Source organism: Haemophilus sp. C1, from assembly GCF_001276515.1.
In the GTDB taxonomy this organism is placed as follows: domain Bacteria; phylum Pseudomonadota; class Gammaproteobacteria; order Enterobacterales; family Pasteurellaceae; genus Haemophilus.
On sequence record NZ_LDVZ01000007.1, the window covers coordinates 38,171 to 56,426 of the forward strand.

Sequence of the window (18,256 nt, forward strand, 5' to 3'; positions counted from 1 at the left end):
AAATTAGCGGGGTTTTTAAACAAGTCCAAATTATTTTGTGCTTGGAATTTTGAAACGGCTGTTGAAACGCTCAACACGACCACCAGTATCAACAACACGTTGTTTACCAGTATAGAATGGATGGCAGTTACCGCACACATCAAGATTGATGTCTTTGCCTAAAGTTGAACGTGTTTTGATCACATTACCGCAAGAACAAGTTGCAGTAATTTCTTTATATTCTGGATGAATACCTTGTTTCATAGAAAAACCTCAAAATGAAGCCACGCCGCTATAGGAACTTTCTCCCCACACCGCGTGAGTGAATAATACGCCATAATTGGCACCAAATAGGTTGCGAATTATACTGAAAAAACACAGATAAACAAGCTCTATTTTCGTGTAAAATCATCAGAATTTTTAACCGCACTTTTCTTTTTATGTTAGCAAAATCCTCCATCAATGCGCCATTTGCCAAATCTGTTTTAGCTTGGTATGACAAGTTTGGGCGCAAGCATTTACCTTGGCAGCAAAATAAAACGCTTTATGGTGTATGGCTTTCTGAAGTGATGTTACAGCAAACACAAGTTGCGACGGTAATCCCTTATTTTGAGCGGTTTATCAAAACATTTCCAAATATCACCGCACTTGCCAATGCTTCACAAGATGAAGTGTTACATTTATGGACGGGCTTGGGCTATTATGCACGAGCGCGTAATTTACATAAAGCCGCTCAAAAAGTGCGGGATGAATTTAATGGAAATTTCCCAACAAATTTTGAGCAAGTTTGGGCATTATCTGGAGTGGGACGTTCGACTGCTGGTGCTATTTTATCTTCTGTTTTAAATCAGCCTTATCCAATTTTAGATGGTAATGTGAAACGTGTGTTGGCGCGTTATTTTGCTGTTGAGGGATGGAGTGGCGAGAAAAAAGTAGAAAATCGTTTGTGGACATTAACGGAGCAAGTTACACCTACGGCGCGTGTGGCAGATTTTAATCAAGCAATGATGGACATTGGTGCAATGGTTTGCACGCGAACTAAGCCCAAATGCGATCTTTGTCCGTTAAATATAGATTGTTTGGCTTATAAAAATGCAAACTGGGAAAAATTTCCAGCTAAAAAACCTAAAAAAGCGATGCCAGAAAAAACTACCTATTTTTTAATTTTGTCGAAAAATGGCAAAGTATGTTTGGAACAGCGAGAAAACTCGGGATTATGGGGCGGATTATTTTGTTTTCCACAATTTGAAGATAAAGCCTCGTTGCTTCGTTTTTTAGCCCAAGAAAAAGTCACGCATTATCAAGAATGGTCGAGTTTTCGACATACATTCAGCCATTTTCACTTAGATATTCATCCAATTTATGCTGAAATGGAAAGTACTTTATGCGTGGAGCAGGCTAATTTAGACTGGCGAAAAGTGGCGGAAAGTTCAAAAGAATACCAATCAAACCTATCAAGTGCGGTCAAATATTGGTATGATCCGCAAAATCCTGAATCGATCGGGCTGGCTCAGCCTGTGAAAAATCTTTTAATACAATTTGTAAGGAATCATTATGGCAAGAACAGTATTTTGTGAATATCTCAAAAAAGAAGCGGAAGGCTTAGATTTTCAACTTTATCCAGGAGAGTTGGGGAAGCGTATTTTTGATTCAGTAAGTAAACAGGCTTGGGGCGAATGGATTAAGAAACAAACGATGCTTGTGAATGAAAAAAAACTCAATATGATGAATGCGGAACACCGTAAATTGTTAGAGCAAGAAATGGTAAATTTTTTGTTTGAAGGTAAAGATGTTCATATTGAAGGTTATGTTCCACCATCAAATTAGTTATCTATCCTACAATGAAAAAATATTTATTATTGGCATTGTTGCCTTTTTTATATGCTTGTAGTAACTCACCGAATCAAGGTATTAACTATGATGAAGCCTTTGCTAAAGACACGCAAGGGTTAGATATTCTCACAGGACAATTCTCGCATAATATTGACCGCATTTGGGGCGTAAATGAATTGTTAGTGGCTAGTCGAAAAGATTACGTGAAATATACAGATTCTTTTTATACGCGTAGTCATGTGAGTTTTGATGAAGGTAATATCGTTATTGAAACCCAGCAAGATCTAAATCGTTTACATAATGCGATTGTTCATACCTTATTAATGGGAGCCGATGCAAAAGGCATTGATTTATTTGCATCTGGAGATGTGCCGATTAGCTCTCGCCCATTCCTTTTAGGACAGGTTGTGGATCATCAAGGGCAACAAATTGCTAATCAAGTTATCGCAAGTAATTTCGCAACTTACTTGATTCAAAATAAATTACAAACTCGTCGATTACAAAACGGGCATACCGTGCAATTTGTTGCTATTCCAATGATTGCAAATCACGTAGAAGTGCGTGCACAGAAATATTTACCATTGGTTCGTAAAGCAGCACAACGTTATGGCATCGATGAAAGTTTGATCTTAGGTATTATGCAAACAGAATCAAGTTTTAACCCATATGCGATTAGCTACGCAAATGCCATTGGTTTAATGCAAGTAGTACCTCACACCGCTGGTCGAGATGTGTTTACAATGAAAGGCAAAGGTGGACAGCCATCTACGCGCTATTTATATGATCCTGCGAATAATATTGATGCTGGCGTGTCTTATTTGTGGATTTTGCAAAATCAATATTTAGATGGAATTACGAATCCAACCTCAAAACGTTTTGCAATGATTTCTGCTTATAATAGTGGTGCTGGTGCTGTATTGCGTGTTTTTGATAATGATAAGGATATGGCGATTTACAAAATTAACCAAATGTATCCAGAGCAAGTTTATCGCATTCTAACGACTGCTCACCCATCATCACAAGCTCGTAACTATTTGTTGAAAGTGGATAAAGCACAGAAAAAATTCCGTGTAAGACGATAGTTGGGTTTTTTCAGATAATTAAAAATGTTCGTTGGAAAATACCATCGAGCATTTTTTATAATAAGTGCGGTTTATTTTGAAATAATTTTATTATTTCGTTGTTTTAATAAACATATTGATGATTAACTATTCAAACACAACGTTTTTTTGTATTTTTTTAAATTTAGGTGTTGACCGAATCCCGAAAAAATAGTTTAATACGCTCCGTTGTCAGGCAGTAGCCAATAACGATAACGCCTCGATAGCTCAGTCGGTAGAGCAGGGGATTGAAAATCCCCGTGTCGGTGGTTCGATTCCGCCTCGAGGCACCATTTCCTCCTTAGTTCAGTCGGTAGAACGGTGGACTGTTAATCCATATGTCGCAGGTTCGAGTCCCGCAGGAGGAGCCAAATTCAGAAAAGCCGCTAAATAAATTTAGCGGCTTTTTGCTATCTCTTATTCTAGCACATAAATCATTTCCCCATTTAAAACGGAAGTTATTAAGCATCAGAATTAATTCTCTTTTTTCCCATCCCTTTGTTTTTTATCTTCTTTCTTTTGTATTTTCATTAATGCTTTGAATCAGTAAAGAAAAACGTTCATATGAACTTTGTGTACCTTTATAAGGATTAGATCTTGTTATAGAAGTGATAATTTCTTTGATATGTTGTACAGCTTGTAATAATGAAATAAGGCCTTTAGATGGCATTCAAGGAAAACTCTTTGCTATATCTAATAATCAGGTATTATCTCCTATAGTTTGCTGTTTTTGATATTGAATCCTGGAGATCGTATTGTGATGGAATATGAGACGAGAAATGAGATAAATCCTATATAGATAAAACAAAACCCCGCGATAATTCTGGATAATCGTCTAAGGCTATTTTTGTTCTTTTCCCTGTGAATAGTCTAGTGTATTTGAATCGCCAGCTTTTAGAACCGCTAGGTAAGATTAGCAGCAATAAACCCTTACCATCAGATAGAGTATATTCTTTCTCTTTTGGTTTGACGTTTTTAATTTCAGTCGGTGATAAAGGTTTTACTATTCTAGCTATTTTGTAATTACACGGATAAGGTTTTCGTAACCATTATAAGTTTTGGTTACTAAAATTTGCGATTAAAAACTGTCCTTTTTGCTTACGCTCTTCTATTCAGAAACATGGCAGACAAAATAATCTTCAACTCTATATTCGATGATATTTAGAAAAAGCCACTAAAAATATATGAATGGAAGAAAAAACATCATGCATTTTTAAATGAACGTTCAAAGATGTCAAATGAGAAAGGGAAATATCTTTATAAGCATGGAAGTGTAAGAGGTGAGATGGCAAGTATAAAGCGATATTACGAAGATATTTTTACTTATGAGAAATATACAGAATTACATATTGAAAAAACTACAAATAGGATATAAGGTTCATTTAAGGAGCGTAAGGATAAATTACGCCCTCATAGTGGTTTAACGAGAAATCATAAGATCTTATTTATACAGGATTTTTTTAATTAAATATTCTTCTTTGTTTCCGTGTTTTGACTACTTGCACTATTAATAATAAGGCAAGAATTATCACATATACTGCAAAAATAAATACCAACCATTGCACCATTGTCACACCGAATAATGACCATTGACTTTCATTACAAGAGCCAGTCGGGCTAAACATAAATGGAAACCATTGGTGAAACGGTAAAGTTTCAGGAAAGTTTGGAATAAATTCACATTGTTTCCAAGGGGCTGGATTCATTTGTAAATCAAGATGACGGAATGAATCCAATAATCCCTTAATGCCACTGAATAAGCCTAATGCCAAAGCGATTAATCGAATGATTAAAGTGCGAGGTTGAAGTAAACCTATAATGCCCGCAATAAATAATCCAATCATAGCTAAACGTTCATACACACAAAGTACACAAGGTTGTAGTCCCATTCCATATTGGAAGTAAAGTGCGGTAGATTCTAGTGCTAAACTTGAGAATGCCAGCAGAAACCATGCAGAACGTTTTTCAGAAAATTGTTTTAAAAGTGCGAGCATTTTTTCTCCTTAACTTAAATTGGAAAAATTAAACCTAAGTTTGCTAGCCAAATAGTAGCAGCTGGTAAGATAAATTCAATAGCCAGTAACCCAATGATCGAAAGTACAATCGTGTAAGGTAAAGCCATATAAACCATTCTTCCGTAAGAAAGACGAATTAATGGTGCTAGTGAAGAGGTCAATAAGAATAAGAATGCTGCTTGCCCATTTGGCGTTGCCACTGACGGCAAGTTTGTCCCTGTATTGATTGCAACAGAGAGCAATTCAAATTGGTGCGGTGCAATTACTCCATTAGTCAGTGCAGCTTTGGCTTCATTGATGTAAACCGTGGCGACGAATACATTATCAGAAATAGAAGAAAGCAAGCCGTTAAATACATAGAATAAGGCAAGTTGTGTATTTTCTTCCGCAGAAAGAACGAAGTGAATAATTGGTGAAAAAAGTTTTTGATCGATAATTACCGCAACGACTGAAAAAAATACGACGAGCAACGCAGTGAAAGGTAAGGATTCCTGGAATGCTTTACCGATAGTATGTTCGTCAGTCACACCCGTGAATGCAGTGGCAAAAATGATGATACTTAAACCAATTAAGCCTACCGCCGCGAGATGGAAGGCTAATCCAAGAATTAACCAAATCGCGATTAACGCTTGCACACCTAATTTAATTTTGTCTTGTTTAGACATTTTCTCTGAATTAGTGCGGTCTAAATCTGACAAGATTTTCCATACATCTTCAGGTAATTTTTCACCATAACCGAATAATTTGAATTTTTCTACTAAGAAACAGGTGAGTAGCCCACAGATAAATACTGGAATGGTCACTGGAGACATACGGAAGAAAAATTCAATGAAGTTCCATTTCGCTTGTTCGGCAATGATTAAGTTTTGTGGTTCACCCACCATCGTCATTACACCACCAAGTGCTGTACCGACGCCAGCGTGCATCATCAAACTACGTAAGAATGAACGGAATTTTTCCAAGGTTTCGTGGTGTTGTGTCGCAATTTTTCTATCATCAGCAATATCAACGGCATCAATTAAATTATTACCCGATGCGACTTTATGATAAACACCATAGAATCCCATTGCTACGCTAATAATTACGGCAACAACAGTTAATGCATCAAGAAAAGCAGATAAAAAAGCTGCACTAAAGCAGAATGCAAGGGAGAGTGTAATTTTTGAACGAATTTTGACAAGTAATTTCGTGAATACGTAAAGAAGTAATTGTTTCATAAAGAAAATACCTGCCACCATAAACATCAGTAACAGGATCACTTCAAAGTTTGCCATAATTTCCGTTTTTACGTGTTCTACATTTGTCATCCCGATAATAATGGCTTCAATAGCTAGTAAGCCACCTGGTTGCAAAGGATAGCATTTTAATGCCATTGCTAGCGTAAAAATAAATTCTGCAACGAGTAACCAACCCGCAATAAAAGGGCTGACTAAAAAGAAAATAATAGGATTAATAATAAGAAAAACCACAATGGCGAGCTTATACCATTCTGGACTCGCCCCAAGAAAGTTTTTCATAAAAGCTTGTGTGTTTGTCATAGATAACTCCATTATTTTTATCACGTGAACATTGTAATATATCCCCCTTTAAAGGATAATAAAAACTGAGTAATTTTTTTATAAAATTGCATTTTTTTTGATTTTTATCTGATTTTTAATTGTAATGCAAAACGATAACGATATTTTAAAAGCCCAAAGTCCAGCAGCCTTAGCAGAAGAATATATTGTCAAAAGCATTTGGCAAGATGTTTTTCCCGCGGGCAGTAATTTACCATCAGAACGTGATTTAGCCGATAAGATCGGAGTGACTCGCACCACTTTGCGTGAAGTTTTACAACGTTTAGCTCGTGATGGTTGGCTGACTATTCAGCACGGCAAACCAACAAAAGTAAATAATATCTGGGATACGGCAGGGCCGAATATTATTGAAACACTCATCGGTTTAGATATGCAGTCAGCACCTTTGATCATTGACAATATGTTGTCTTTACGCAGTAAAATGTCTGAATCTTATATTTATGAGGCAGTAAAAAATTCTCCAGAGCAATCTGCCGCACTTTTTGATGAATTAGATCAATTACAAAATACGGCGCAAGATTACACAGAATTTGATTACAAATTATTTCGTCAATTTACCGTAGTGGCTAACAAACCCTTTTATCGTTTAATTTTTAATAGTTTGAAAGGGGTTTACCAACGAATTGGTTTTTTATTTTTTAAAGAAGAAAAACACCGAGAACTTACAAAAACATTCTATTTAGAAATGCAACAAATTTGCCTTGCCGGCAATGCTGATGCGGTAGTGGATTGTATTCGTAAACATAATTTGCGTTCTTCAACTTATTGGAAAGCTATTCTAGAGCGATTGCCGCAGAACCTTTCGGATTAATTTCAACATCAAAAGTGCGGTGAATTTTAACCGCACTTTTTCATTAATATAGATAAACATTATGCGCATACCAAGAATTTATCATCCTGAATCCCTTAAAAATCAAACTCAATGTCAGCTTTCAGAAGACGCAGCAAACCATGTAGGACGCGTGTTAAGAATGACAGAAGGCGAACAAATCGAGCTTTTTGATGGTTCTAATCATATTTATCCAGCCAAGATTATTGAGTCAAATAAAAAAGCGGTAAAGGTAGCGATTTTGGGGCGTGAGTTTGCGGATAAAGAATCCAATTTAAAAATTCATTTGGGACAAGTGATTTCTCGCGGAGAGCGAATGGAATTTACCATTCAAAAATCGGTAGAATTGGGTGTGAATGTGATTACGCCATTATGGTCAGAACGCTGTGGCGTAAAGCTTGATGGCGAACGCATGGATAAAAAAATCCAACAATGGCAAAAAATTGCGATTGCTGCTTGTGAACAGTGTGGCCGTAATATTGTGCCAGAGATTCGTCCACTGATGAAATTGCAAGATTGGTGTGCAGAAAATGACGGCGCGCTAAAATTGAATTTGCATCCACGTGCGCAATATTCTATTAAAACGTTACCGAATATTCCCGTTGAAGGCGTTCGCTTATTAATTGGCTCAGAAGGTGGATTATCTGCACAAGAAATTGCACAAACTGAACAGCAAGGATTTACTGAAATTTTATTAGGAAAGCGTGTTTTGCGTACTGAAACTGCATCGCTTGCGGCGATCAGTGCACTACAAATTTGTTTTGGAGATTTAGGTGAATGATGGAGTTACAAGGGAAATTTTTGATCGCGATGCCACACTTAGATGATTATTTTAATCGTACAGTGGTGTTTATGTGCGAGCATAATGAGCAAGGCTCGATGGGGTTAGTGATTAATCAGCCCACAGATTTAAGCATTGCGGAACTTTATTCAAAACTCAATTTTATGATGAAAAATGACCGCACTTTTAGCAATGAAATGGTAGTTGCAGGTGGCCCTATGCATAGCGAAAGAGGTTTTATTCTACATAAGAATACACCTAATGAATTTCAGCATACTTATAAAATTACGGATGATCTTTCAATGACAACCTCTGCTGATGTGATAGAGACGCTAGGTTCTGAACTTGCACCAGAAAAATATCTTATCGCGCTTGGATGCTCTAGCTGGGAGGCTGGGCAATTAGAAAAAGAAATCACTGATAATGCTTGGTTAGTCGCGACTGCGAACGATCAGATTTTATTTGATATGCCTTATGATGAGCGCTATGTTGCGGCGAATCAATTGCTTGGTATTCACCCACATAATTTTGTGTTTGCACAAGTGGGGCATAGCTAATGGGGATTACTGCACTTGCTTTTGATTTTGGTACCAAAAGTATTGGCTGTGCTGTAGGACAAAGTATTACTGGCACAGCACAAGCCTTGCCTGCTTTTAAGGCACAAGATGGTATTCCAAACTGGGATGCAATTGAAAAATGCTTGAAAGAATGGAAACCAGATATTGTCGTTGTTGGTTTGCCTTTAAATATGGACGGAACAGAACAAGAGCTGACTTTGCGTGCTCGTAAATTTGCAAATCGTTTACAAGGTCGTTTTGGTGTTAATGTTCAGTTGCAAGATGAACGTCTAACAACAACGGAGGCACGCAGTGAAATTTTTGACAGAGGCGGTTTTCGTGCCTTAAAAAAAGGCAAGGTAGATGGGATCTCTGCTTGTTTGATTCTAGAAAGTTGGTTTGAGGTCACAGAATATTCTGAATAAAAAAAAGCCCTTTCAAAAGTTGAAAGGGCAAAAATATTTGGAGTCATACTATGAGTTGTTGAATTAACAAATCAGGTATGTGGCGTATTATAATAATAAAATACAAAAATGCAACATTTTTTTAACAAATAATTTTTTGTCATTTAATTATGTGGATTTCTTGTATTGCTATTGACTAAATTACGCATTAATAAGGCGTAGTCTAAGTCGATATCTTGTGGTACGTCTAAGAACACAAAATGCCCATCACCTAGTGCTGCATCAACCTCTTCATTTTTACGATTTAGCATTTTTTCAATTTTGAAATTGATATTACCCTGAGGTGTCATCATTTCCACTTCATCACCAAGCAAGAATTTATTTTTCACCGCCACTTCAGCCATACCTTGCTCGTTACGTTTACCGGTAAATTCACCGACAAATTGTTGGCGTTCAGAAATAGAGTAGCCGTATTCGTAATTTTGGTATTCATCGTGCGTATGACGACGTAAGAAACCTTCGGTATAACCACGATGAGCAAGGGATTCCAGCGTATCCATTAAGCTTTCATCAAATGGTTTGCCCTCTGCCGCATCATCAATAGCTTTGCGGTAAACTTGAGCGGTTCTTGCGCAATAATAGAATGATTTAGTACGGCCTTCGATTTTTAAAGAATGCACACCAAGTGCGGTCAATTTTTCCACGTGTTGTACTGCACGCAGATCTTTTGAGTTCATAAAGTAAGTGCCGTGCTCATCTTCAAATGCCGTCATTTGCTCGTCTGGCTTTTGTGATTCGGTGTAAAGGAAGACTTTATCTGTTACCGCACCTTCGCCTAAGGTTGGTGCGACATTTTTCACTTCGATTTGTTGAGCAGGATCGATTTTAGGCACGATGTTGCCCACTTCATCCGTCGTGCCTTCTTCCATTTTGTATTCCCAACGGCAAGCATTAGTGCAAGTACCTTGGTTTGGGTCGCGTTTGTTGATATAACCAGAAAGTAAGCAGCGGCCAGAATACGCCATACATAATGCACCGTGTACGAAAATTTCGAGTTCGATATCTGGCACGTGTTGGCGAATTTCAGCAATTTCATCTATTGAAAGTTCGCGAGATAAAATAACACGAGTTAATCCCATTTGTTTCCAGAATTTAACCGTTGCCCAGTTTACCGCATTCGCTTGTACAGAAAGATGAATATCAATATCTGGGAAATTTTCACGCACCAACATAATTAAGCCTGGATCAGACATAATTAAAGCATCTGGTTTCATATCGATCACAGGTTGTAAATCTTTAATAAAAGTTTTGAGTTTGGAATTATGCGGTGCAATGTTTACCACCACATAGAATTTTTTGCCAAGGGAATGGGCTTCATCGATCCCGATTTTTAAATTGGCGTGATTAAATTCATTGTTACGTACACGTAAGCTATAACGAGGTTGTCCTGCATAAACGGCATCTGCGCCATACGCAAAGGCGTAGCGCATATTTTTGAGAGAGCCGGCAGGGGAAAGTAATTCTGGTTTGAATTGGGTTGTCATAATATTCTCTTTTGTCTGATTTCAGGTCAGGGATTTGCACTAGGCAAATCGTTAGGTCGGGTATTGTAGAGAAAATATTTAGCTTGTAAAGGAAAGTGCGGTCAAATCCTAATTAGAAATTCAGTTTATCTGGTTTTGATATAAAGATTTAACCGCTTGAAATTACCCTATATTAAATAAAATGATGGGTTACAAATTTTGCCCTATGACAATAGCTTGTCTTTTATTCTGGTTATAAGTTTGGTGCATTACTTTCTTCCTTTAAAGCTTGTGTCGTTGGTTTTATATCATTTGCTTGAGTGATGGCTGTGATTACCGCAACACCATCAGCGCCATATTTCCGTAAGGTTTTCACATGATCCAGTTTTATCCCTCCAATCGCTACAAGCGGTTTTGTGATACCTTCATTTCTCAAGGTTTGAATAAACTCCATTCCTAGCGTCGGGGAAGGATTCTCTTTTGATAGAGTGGGAAAAATTGGGCCAACACCAAAATAATCGATTTCAGATATTTCCTCACCGATTTTTGCTTCATCTAAGCGGTTAATCGACCAACCAATAATCAGTGGTTTATTAGTTTTTGCTCGAATCGTTTTCACAGGCGTATCGTTTTGTCCAACATGAATTCCATCCGCTTCAATTTCCAATGCCAAATCAACATTGTCATCAACAATAAATGGCACATCATATTGGTGGCATAAATCTCGACAGCTAATTGCTAAGGATCGTTGTTCATCTGGTGAATTTTCGAGTGAGAATTTGCCTTTATCGCGAAATTGAAAACAGGTAATGCCACCGTCTAAAGCTTGTTTAAGAACAGAAAGCAAGTTATCTGCTGGATTATCATCTAAATGTCGGCAATCTTGTGTGCCAGCTACAAAATAGAGCGGTAAAATTTCTTGAATATTTTTCATCTTTCAATCCTTAAAGGCGACTGTAAGCCCAATGATTTGTTGGCCCATGTCCATGACCAATATTCAATGGGTGAGAAATAGCTGCCGTAATAAAATCTTTGGCTGTTTGGACCGCACTTTTTAATGGCGCGCCTTTGGCTAATTCTGCTGTTAAGCAGGCTGAAAAAGTACAACCTGTGCCATGAGTATGTGGTGTATCGAAACGAATGCTTTCTAAAACAAGATACTCACCATTTTGTAAAAGGATCCAATCTTGGCATTGCTGACTTTGTGAATTGAGCGAATGTCCACCTTTAATAATCACATTCTTTGCGCCTTGTTTTTGCAAGTCTAACGCGGCTTGTTGAATGCTAGCTGTATCAGAAATTTTGATGCCTGTTAAAGCCTCTGCTTCGGGAATATTAGGTGTAATCACGTCGGCTAGTGGTAATAAATGTTTGATTAATGCGGAAACTGCTTGTTGTTGCAATAAAGGCGCACCACCTTTCGCAATCATTACGGGATCAACCACTAATGTGCCAAATGGGCGATGACTTAAAAAATCAGCAACACATTCAATAATATCTGCTGTGCCAAGCATACCAATTTTGGCACTTGCAATCTGAAAGTCATTTTTTACCGCTTCCAGTTGAGCTTGAATTGTTTTCAGAGGAATAGGATGAATATCAAATACGCCAAGTGTGTTTTGTGCAGTGACCGCAGTAATCACTGAAGTGCCAAATACGCCTTGCATTTGAAAGGTTTTGAGATCTGCTTGAATGCCAGCTCCGCCACCGCTGTCCGAGCCAGCAATAGTCAATGTTTGTGGAATGTTAGACATATTTCACCTCTGCATTTTGTTCTATTACATCAGGCGTCAAGGTAACTAATTCATCAAGTAGTCGAATTTGGAACTGCCCGACTTGCGTAGTTAAGTTTTTAGCCGCAATCTCTCCTGCAATGGTGTAAGCAGCACAGGCTTCGATTGTTGCTGAAAAATGTTTGCCTCCATCAACAGCTAAAAATGCTGCGCATACTGCACTTAATAAACAACCCGATGCGGTGACTTTTGGAAATAGCGGCGTACCGTTATGGATTGTGGCAGTTTTCTGGTCATCGCTGATAATATCGACTTCGCCACTAATTAGCACCGTACATCCATAGCGTTGTGCAACACGTTGAGCAACTTCTTGTAGATTTGTTTTACCTTGTCCCGCATCTACGCCTTTTGATTGCCAGTCTTCACCTGCGATAGCTGCAAGTTCACCCGCGTTACCTCGAATTAAGGCAAATTTCACTTCTGCCAATAATTGACGGATAGTTTCACGTCGGTAGTTCGTAGCACCTACTCCGACAGGATCGAGTACCACTGGAATACCTATTGAATTAGCCGTTTTACCTGCTAGTAACATAGCATCTCGTTCTTGCCCGATGACTGTACCGATATTGATGACTAATGCTTGGCTGATTTTTGGTAGTTCAATCATTTCTTCAATATTAGCAGACATCAATGGTGATGCGCCTAAAGCAAGTAAACCATTGGCACTAAAATTTGCCGCAACAATATTGGTAATATTATGAATCAATGGATTCTGTTCACGGATTTTTGATAAATAAACTGATTTCATTTTACACCTTCATTTTTATGCTAAATCCAATCCCATTTGCCAAAATCCAATTTCCATTCGAGTGGCTGTGGTAAAAATCTGTTGGATATTAGCGAGTTGAGAATCATTAAGTGGCTCACAAAGTGCGGTAAGAAAATCAACAGTTTCTTGTGCGGCTTGTTGATATTCTGGTGCCGAGTATGCGTCAATCCACGCTTGATAAGGATTGCTTGGTAGTTTTGGATAATTTTCTGTGATGTAGCGGGCGACTTGTGCGTAACCTAAAGCACAAGGCGTCACGGCGGCATATAGTTCTGGTAAGCCTCCCGTCATTCCACAATCAAGCAGGTAACGTGTATAGGAAATACATGCTGCACTTTCTGGTGTTTGGAATATTTCCTGTTCAGTGATTTCCCATTGTCGGCAGTAATCTAAATGTAATTGGATTTCTTGGCAAAGAATGTCGAGCGTTTTACGTGGCATGTCCATTTCAGCAAAATTTCTCGCTTTGAAGACGCCCAAAGCAAAAGCACGGCTGTAATGGAAAAGATAGATGTAATCTTGTTTTAAATAGTGTTGAAAACAAGCTTTTGGCAAGGTGCCTTTTGCAAGTTGTTGCACAAATTCATGCTCAACATATTGCTTCCAATAAGGTTGCGCTTGCTGAATGAGTTGGTTGATCATCATTTTCCCTTACTGTAATTCGACAGCATAGTCTTTCAATTCAAGTGCTTTTGGAATCAAGCCTTTTTGATGCATAAATTCCGCCATTTGTTGATAACGTTTGGCATCCAATTGACGAGGTTTAGCTGCTAATAAAGGTAAGGTATCTTTCCATGCTAATTGATTTAATTCTGTATTGAGTTCTTTTGGTTTATGGTTCACAAAAGCTTGCCATGCTTCATCTGGATGACTTTGTAGATAGGTTGTGGCTTGTTCAAGTGCGGTCAAAAAAGCGGAAATTTTTTTAGAGGCAAGATTGTTTTTGTTTGCGACTAAAATCAATTCATCATAAACCGGCACATCATATTGTTCTGGGAAAAATGCCACGCCTTCTTGTTTTTCTAAATGGATCTGATTCAGTTCGAAATTACGAAATGCTCCGATGACCGCATCGACTTGCCCTGTTAAAAGAGAAGGGGAAAGCGACCAATTCACATTCACTAATTTTACGTCTTGGTTGCTGAGTCCGATGGCGTGGAGCATGGTATCGAGTAATACATCCTCAAAGCCACTGACTGAATAGCCCACTTTTTTCCCTTTCAGGTCGGCAAGTGTTTTGATATTGCTATTTTTGAGTACTACTACGCTATTTAATGGACTGGAAATCAGAGAGCCTACACGCACTAAAGGCAATCCTTCTGCGACTTGTTGATAAAGTTGAGGTTGATAATTAATAGCTAAATCCACTTTTCCTGCAGCAACCAATTTAGGCGGTAATGATGGATCGGCTGGTTCGATAATCTCTACCTCTAAGTTATTTTTTTCAAAAAAGCCTTTTTGTTGCGCCACAATGATTGCTGCGTGATCAGGGTTTACATACCAATCAAGCATTAAGCTAATTTTCTCTTTTGCCAAACTGGTAAAACTGGCGCTGAGTCCAATTACAAGACTGAAATAACGGATGATTTTCTTCATTTTTGTCTCCTTTTGTTGAAGTGTTAAACGTGCCAAATAAAACGGCGTAGTAGCCAATCGATGCTGAAATATAAACAAAGTGAAATTGCCACTAAGATCAGCAAGGCGGCAAACATTAAATCTACCTGCATACGGGCATTAGCGTGGATCATTAAATAGCCAAGCCCTTCTGATGAACCTACCCATTCTCCAATTACAGCGCCAATTGGTGCGACTGAAACAGCAATGCGAAAGCCTGATGCAAATGCGGGTAAAGCGGCTGGTAAACGTACTTTAAGTAATAAACGCCAAGGGGATGGCTTGAATGTTTTGGCGAAATCAATCCAAGCTTTAGGCGTATTGCGTAAGCCATCGTAACAAGCTGCAGTTACAGGGAAATAGATAATGAGAATAGCCATAACAATTTTTGATGGCATGCCATAACCTAGCCAAAGTACGAGTATTGGGGCGATAGCAAAAACAGGAATTGCTTGAGAAATCACTAAAACTGGTAACAGTAAGGACGATATTTTAGGCGAAAAAGAGAGTAATAGGGCTGATGACAATCCAAAAAGAAAACCCAGTAGCAGCCCTGAGCCAATTTCAATTAAGGTGGTTTGCGTATGCTGCCAAAGTAGTTCTAAATGAGAAGTTAATTGCAGCCATACAGCTTGCGGAGAAGGAAATATGTAATGTGGAAAATCACCTAATACGCTAATAAGTTGCCAGAGACACAGCAATATAATTCCAATAAAGAGCGGTTTAAGAAGGCTAAGTTTCATCTTTTTCCCTCTAATAACTCATTTAATAATTGCTGTTGGAGCATCCACAAATTTTCTTGGCTAAGTTCTCGTGGTGCTTTACCTTCAGGTTTTATGACATCGGATAATGCTGATTGATTAGGCTGCGGTGAACGTAATACAAAAATACGTTGGCTTAAGCGTAATGCTTCTTGAGGATCATGGGTAACCAATAATACTGATTTATCTTTTAATAGTTCATAGGCTAAGTTTTGTAATTGGTAACGACTAATCGCATCAAGGGCAGAGAATGGTTCATCAAGTAAAATTAAATCAGCGTTTTGCATTAATACTCGAGCGAGCGCCACTCTTTGTTTTTGCCCTCCGGATAATTGAGCACAGTTTTTATGCAGATGTTCTGACATACCAACTTGTTCAAGAACTGCTTTTGCTTGAAGAGTTGTTTTTTGGGATTTTTTCCCAAATAGTACGTTTTCTAATTGGACGTTATCAACAATTGAAAGCCAAGGATAAAGGGTATCTTTTTGTGGTAACCATGCCACTCGAATATTTGGATGAGAGATGATATTGCCTTGGATTTTTGTTTGTATATCAAGCCCTGCAATTAATCTCAAAAGCGTTGATTTACCTACACCAGAGCAGCCAAGTAAACTGACCCATTCATTCGGTAAAAGGGTTAAATCAAGATGTTCAAATAGCACTTGCTCTCCAAAAGCAAGACTAAGATCCTGAATATGCACCATAGCATTAACCTAAGGATCAACGACTAAAGGTAACGATAGAAAAGGAATGAAAATTGGTATGAAGAATGAGAAAGTATTTTGGCATATTAGTTTCCTACGTCAGTGCTAACTGTTTCAGGTTCACGGGTATCATCTCAGCCACTTTGTGGCACCCCGACTAAAAGTAGGAAAAATTCTATACTGCAATGAAAAATAAAACAAGGCTGAATTTTATTGGCTTTGGTTTATGATTTTTTAGAAAAATTAAATTTATAAAAAATGCCTTTCCGATTTTATACTTCGGAAAGGCATTGAAATTGAATGCGGTTTATCCATTTTAGATATTTATACTATTTCTGAATAATACCGTAGAAATTAACCGCACTTTTGTCATCTAAATGATTATTTTACGCGGGAAACATATTCGCCAGAACGAGTATCTACTTTGATTACTTCACCGATTTGAACGAAAAGAGGCACTTTTACTACTGCGCCAGTGCTTAATGTTGCTGGTTTACCGCCAGTACCTGCTGTATCGCCTTTAAGACCTGGGTCTGTATCGACGATTTCTAATTCAACAAAGTTTGGTGGAGTAACAGTAATTGGCGCACCATTCCATAAAGTCACTATACAATCTGCTTGGTCTAATAACCATTTTTCTGCATCGCCTACGGCTTTTGCATCAGCAGAGTATTGTTCAAATGTTTCTGGGTGCATGAAGTACCAGAATGCATCGTCTTTGTATGAATAAGTTAAGTTAAGATCCATAACATCAGCAGCTTCAACCGAAGTACCAGATTTGAAGTTTACATCTAATACTTTGCCTGAAATTAATTTACGAATACGAGTACGAGTGAATGCCTGACCTTTACCTGGTTTTACAAATTCATTTTCAACGATGACACAAGGCTCGCCGTCTTGCATAAATTTTAGACCTGGTTTGAAATCACTGGTAGTATATGTAGCCATATTTTTAATATCCTAAAAATGAGAGATGGTTTGAAAAGTGCGTATTCTAACCCAAGAACCCGTCATTAGAGAAGAACAAAATTGGCTCATAATTCTAAAAAATGCCATTTCAGATCCTAAATTGTTGCTAAAAGCCTTAAATTTACCAGAAGATGATTTTGAGCAATCCATTGCTGCGCGGAAACTTTTTTCGCTCCGTGTGCCACAACCTTTCATTGATAAAATGGAAAAAGGTAATCCGCAAGATCCGCTTTTTTTGCAAGTGATGTGTTCTGATTTAGAGTTTGTGCAAGCGGAAGGATTTAGCACAGATCCCTTAGAAGAAAAAAATGCCAATGCGGTGCCAAATATTCTTCATAAATATCAAAACCGCTTGCTCTTTATGGCGAAAGGCGGTTGTGCAGTAAATTGTCGTTATTGTTTTCGCCGACATTTTCCTTACGATGAAAACCCAGGAAATAAAAAAAGCTGGCAGCTGGCATTAGATTACATTGCGGCGCATTCTGAAATTGAAGAAGTGATTTTTTCAGGTGGCGATCCTTTAATGGCGAAAGATCACGAATTGGCTTGGTTAATAAAACATTTGGAAAACATACCGCACTTACAACGTTTGCGTATTCACACCCGTTTGCCTGTTGTGATTCCGCAACGAATTACCGATGAATTTTGCACTCTATTAGCAGAAACTCGTTTGCAAAAAGTTATGGTGACACACATTAATCATCCGAATGAAATTGATCAAATTTTTGCTAATGCGATGCAAAAATTAAAAGCCGTGAATGTCACGCTTTTGAATCAATCTGTTTTGCTAAAAGGCGTGAATGATGATGCGCAAATTCTAAAAATATTGAGCGATAAACTTTTTCAAACAGGCATTTTGCCTTATTACTTGCATTTTCTGGATAAAGTGCAAGGGGCAAGCCATTTTTTGATTAGCGATATTGAAGCTATGCAAATCTATAAAACCTTGCAATCTCTGACTTCTGGCTATCTTGTTCCTAAACTTGCACGAGAAATTGCGGGCGAACCAAATAAGACTTTATACGCAGAATAAGATCCGATAAAATAC

At 38.0% G+C, this 18,256-nt stretch carries 21 protein-coding genes, 2 tRNA genes and 1 riboswitch; of the genes, 10 read left to right on the forward strand and 13 right to left on the reverse strand.

Annotated elements, in window-relative coordinates:
* Nucleotides 1-30: 30 nt before the first annotated feature.
* Nucleotides 31-243, reverse strand: a complete 213-nt coding sequence (gene rpmE / locus ABW51_RS04225) for a 50S ribosomal protein L31 (protein ID WP_005625828.1) — start codon at nt 241-243, stop codon at nt 31-33.
* A 176-nt stretch (nt 244-419) separates the two neighbouring features.
* Between rpmE and mutY the strand changes: the two genes are divergently transcribed.
* The 5 genes from mutY (at nt 420) to ABW51_RS04250 (ending at nt 3,283) form a co-directional block, all read left to right on the forward strand.
* A complete protein-coding gene (gene mutY, locus ABW51_RS04230) occupies nt 420-1,556 on the forward strand; it encodes an A/G-specific adenine glycosylase (protein ID WP_053465704.1) in 1,137 nt (378 codons plus the stop codon).
* A complete protein-coding gene (locus tag ABW51_RS04235) occupies nt 1,534-1,806 on the forward strand; it encodes an oxidative damage protection protein (protein WP_005648477.1) in 273 nt (90 codons plus the stop codon). Before mutY ends, ABW51_RS04235 begins: the two co-directional genes overlap by 23 nt.
* 14 nt (nt 1,807-1,820) lie before the next feature.
* A complete protein-coding gene (mltC, locus tag ABW51_RS04240) occupies nt 1,821-2,894 on the forward strand; it encodes a membrane-bound lytic murein transglycosylase MltC (protein WP_053465705.1) in 1,074 nt (357 codons plus the stop codon).
* 235 nt (nt 2,895-3,129) lie between these two features.
* Nucleotides 3,130-3,205: transfer RNA gene (locus ABW51_RS04245), tRNA-Phe, on the forward strand.
* 2 nt (nt 3,206-3,207) lie between these two features.
* Nucleotides 3,208-3,283 (forward strand) — tRNA-Asn (locus ABW51_RS04250).
* Between the two features lie 420 nt (nt 3,284-3,703).
* On the opposite strand, the gene ABW51_RS10035 is transcribed toward ABW51_RS04250, so the two are convergent.
* The 3 genes from ABW51_RS10035 to nhaB form a co-directional block, all read right to left on the reverse strand.
* Nucleotides 3,704-3,928: an integrase arm-type DNA-binding domain-containing protein gene (locus tag ABW51_RS10035; protein ID WP_156262548.1), complete on the reverse strand. Its 225-nt coding sequence runs from the start codon at nt 3,926-3,928 to the stop codon at nt 3,704-3,706.
* Nucleotides 3,929-4,372: 444 nt separating this feature from the next.
* Nucleotides 4,373-4,906 carry a disulfide bond formation protein DsbB gene (dsbB, locus tag ABW51_RS04260; RefSeq protein WP_053465706.1) on the reverse strand — a complete coding sequence of 178 codons (534 nt, stop codon included), beginning with the start codon at nt 4,904-4,906 and terminating at the stop codon, nt 4,373-4,375.
* A gap of 14 nt (nt 4,907-4,920) precedes the next feature.
* A complete protein-coding gene (gene nhaB, locus ABW51_RS04265; RefSeq protein ID WP_053465707.1) occupies nt 4,921-6,465 on the reverse strand; it encodes a Na(+)/H(+) antiporter NhaB in 1,545 nt (514 codons plus the stop codon).
* Nucleotides 6,466-6,589: 124 nt separating this feature from the next.
* On the opposite strand from nhaB, the gene fadR reads away from it, so the two are divergent.
* The 4 genes from fadR (at nt 6,590) to ruvX (ending at nt 9,096) form a co-directional block, all read left to right on the forward strand.
* Complete coding sequence (gene fadR, locus ABW51_RS04270; protein ID WP_053465708.1) at nt 6,590-7,315, forward strand: fatty acid metabolism transcriptional regulator FadR; 726 nt, start codon at nt 6,590-6,592, stop codon at nt 7,313-7,315.
* Between the two features lie 61 nt (nt 7,316-7,376).
* Nucleotides 7,377-8,114 carry a 16S rRNA (uracil(1498)-N(3))-methyltransferase gene (gene rsmE / locus ABW51_RS04275; RefSeq protein WP_053465709.1) on the forward strand — a complete coding sequence of 246 codons (738 nt, stop codon included), beginning with the start codon at nt 7,377-7,379 and terminating at the stop codon, nt 8,112-8,114.
* Nucleotides 8,111-8,671, forward strand: coding sequence for a YqgE/AlgH family protein (locus tag ABW51_RS04280; protein WP_005627726.1), 561 nt, complete (start codon nt 8,111-8,113; stop codon nt 8,669-8,671). Before rsmE ends, ABW51_RS04280 begins: the two co-directional genes overlap by 4 nt.
* Entirely contained in the window at nt 8,671-9,096 is a 426-nt protein-coding gene (gene ruvX / locus ABW51_RS04285) for a Holliday junction resolvase RuvX (RefSeq protein ID WP_053465710.1), read from the forward strand. Before ABW51_RS04280 ends, ruvX begins: the two co-directional genes overlap by 1 nt.
* A 143-nt stretch (nt 9,097-9,239) precedes the next feature.
* Here the strand turns inward: ruvX and trhP are convergent, their stop codons facing one another.
* The 9 genes from trhP to efp form a co-directional block, all read right to left on the reverse strand.
* Nucleotides 9,240-10,619, reverse strand: a complete 1,380-nt coding sequence (trhP, locus tag ABW51_RS04290; RefSeq protein ID WP_053465711.1) for a prephenate-dependent tRNA uridine(34) hydroxylase TrhP — start codon at nt 10,617-10,619, stop codon at nt 9,240-9,242.
* 232 nt (nt 10,620-10,851) lie between these two features.
* Nucleotides 10,852-11,532 (reverse strand): thiamine phosphate synthase, encoded by a 681-nt coding sequence (gene thiE, locus ABW51_RS04295; protein ID WP_053465712.1) that lies wholly within the window; start codon nt 11,530-11,532, stop codon nt 10,852-10,854.
* A gap of 10 nt (nt 11,533-11,542) precedes the next feature.
* Nucleotides 11,543-12,352: a bifunctional hydroxymethylpyrimidine kinase/phosphomethylpyrimidine kinase gene (gene thiD, locus ABW51_RS04300; protein WP_053465713.1), complete on the reverse strand. Its 810-nt coding sequence runs from the start codon at nt 12,350-12,352 to the stop codon at nt 11,543-11,545.
* Nucleotides 12,345-13,139: a hydroxyethylthiazole kinase gene (gene thiM / locus ABW51_RS04305; RefSeq protein ID WP_053465714.1), complete on the reverse strand. Its 795-nt coding sequence runs from the start codon at nt 13,137-13,139 to the stop codon at nt 12,345-12,347. The genes thiD and thiM overlap by 8 nt, the downstream gene beginning before the upstream one ends.
* A 15-nt stretch (nt 13,140-13,154) precedes the next feature.
* Nucleotides 13,155-13,802 carry a thiaminase II gene (tenA, locus tag ABW51_RS04310; protein ID WP_053465715.1) on the reverse strand — a complete coding sequence of 216 codons (648 nt, stop codon included), beginning with the start codon at nt 13,800-13,802 and terminating at the stop codon, nt 13,155-13,157.
* Nucleotides 13,803-13,811: 9 nt separating this feature from the next.
* Nucleotides 13,812-14,756: an ABC transporter substrate-binding protein gene (locus ABW51_RS04315; protein ID WP_053465716.1), complete on the reverse strand. Its 945-nt coding sequence runs from the start codon at nt 14,754-14,756 to the stop codon at nt 13,812-13,814.
* Between the two features lie 23 nt (nt 14,757-14,779).
* Nucleotides 14,780-15,517 carry an ABC transporter permease gene (locus ABW51_RS04320; RefSeq protein ID WP_053465717.1) on the reverse strand — a complete coding sequence of 246 codons (738 nt, stop codon included), beginning with the start codon at nt 15,515-15,517 and terminating at the stop codon, nt 14,780-14,782.
* A complete protein-coding gene (locus ABW51_RS04325; protein WP_053465718.1) occupies nt 15,514-16,239 on the reverse strand; it encodes an ABC transporter ATP-binding protein in 726 nt (241 codons plus the stop codon). The genes ABW51_RS04320 and ABW51_RS04325 overlap by 4 nt, the downstream gene beginning before the upstream one ends.
* A gap of 74 nt (nt 16,240-16,313) precedes the next feature.
* A riboswitch (TPP riboswitch) is annotated at nt 16,314-16,405 on the reverse strand.
* A 215-nt stretch (nt 16,406-16,620) separates the two neighbouring features.
* A complete protein-coding gene (efp, locus tag ABW51_RS04330) occupies nt 16,621-17,187 on the reverse strand; it encodes an elongation factor P (protein ID WP_005635150.1) in 567 nt (188 codons plus the stop codon).
* 37 nt (nt 17,188-17,224) lie between these two features.
* On the opposite strand from efp, the gene epmB reads away from it, so the two are divergent.
* A complete protein-coding gene (gene epmB, locus ABW51_RS04335) occupies nt 17,225-18,241 on the forward strand; it encodes an EF-P beta-lysylation protein EpmB (protein ID WP_053465719.1) in 1,017 nt (338 codons plus the stop codon).
* Nucleotides 18,242-18,256 lie beyond the last annotated feature (15 nt).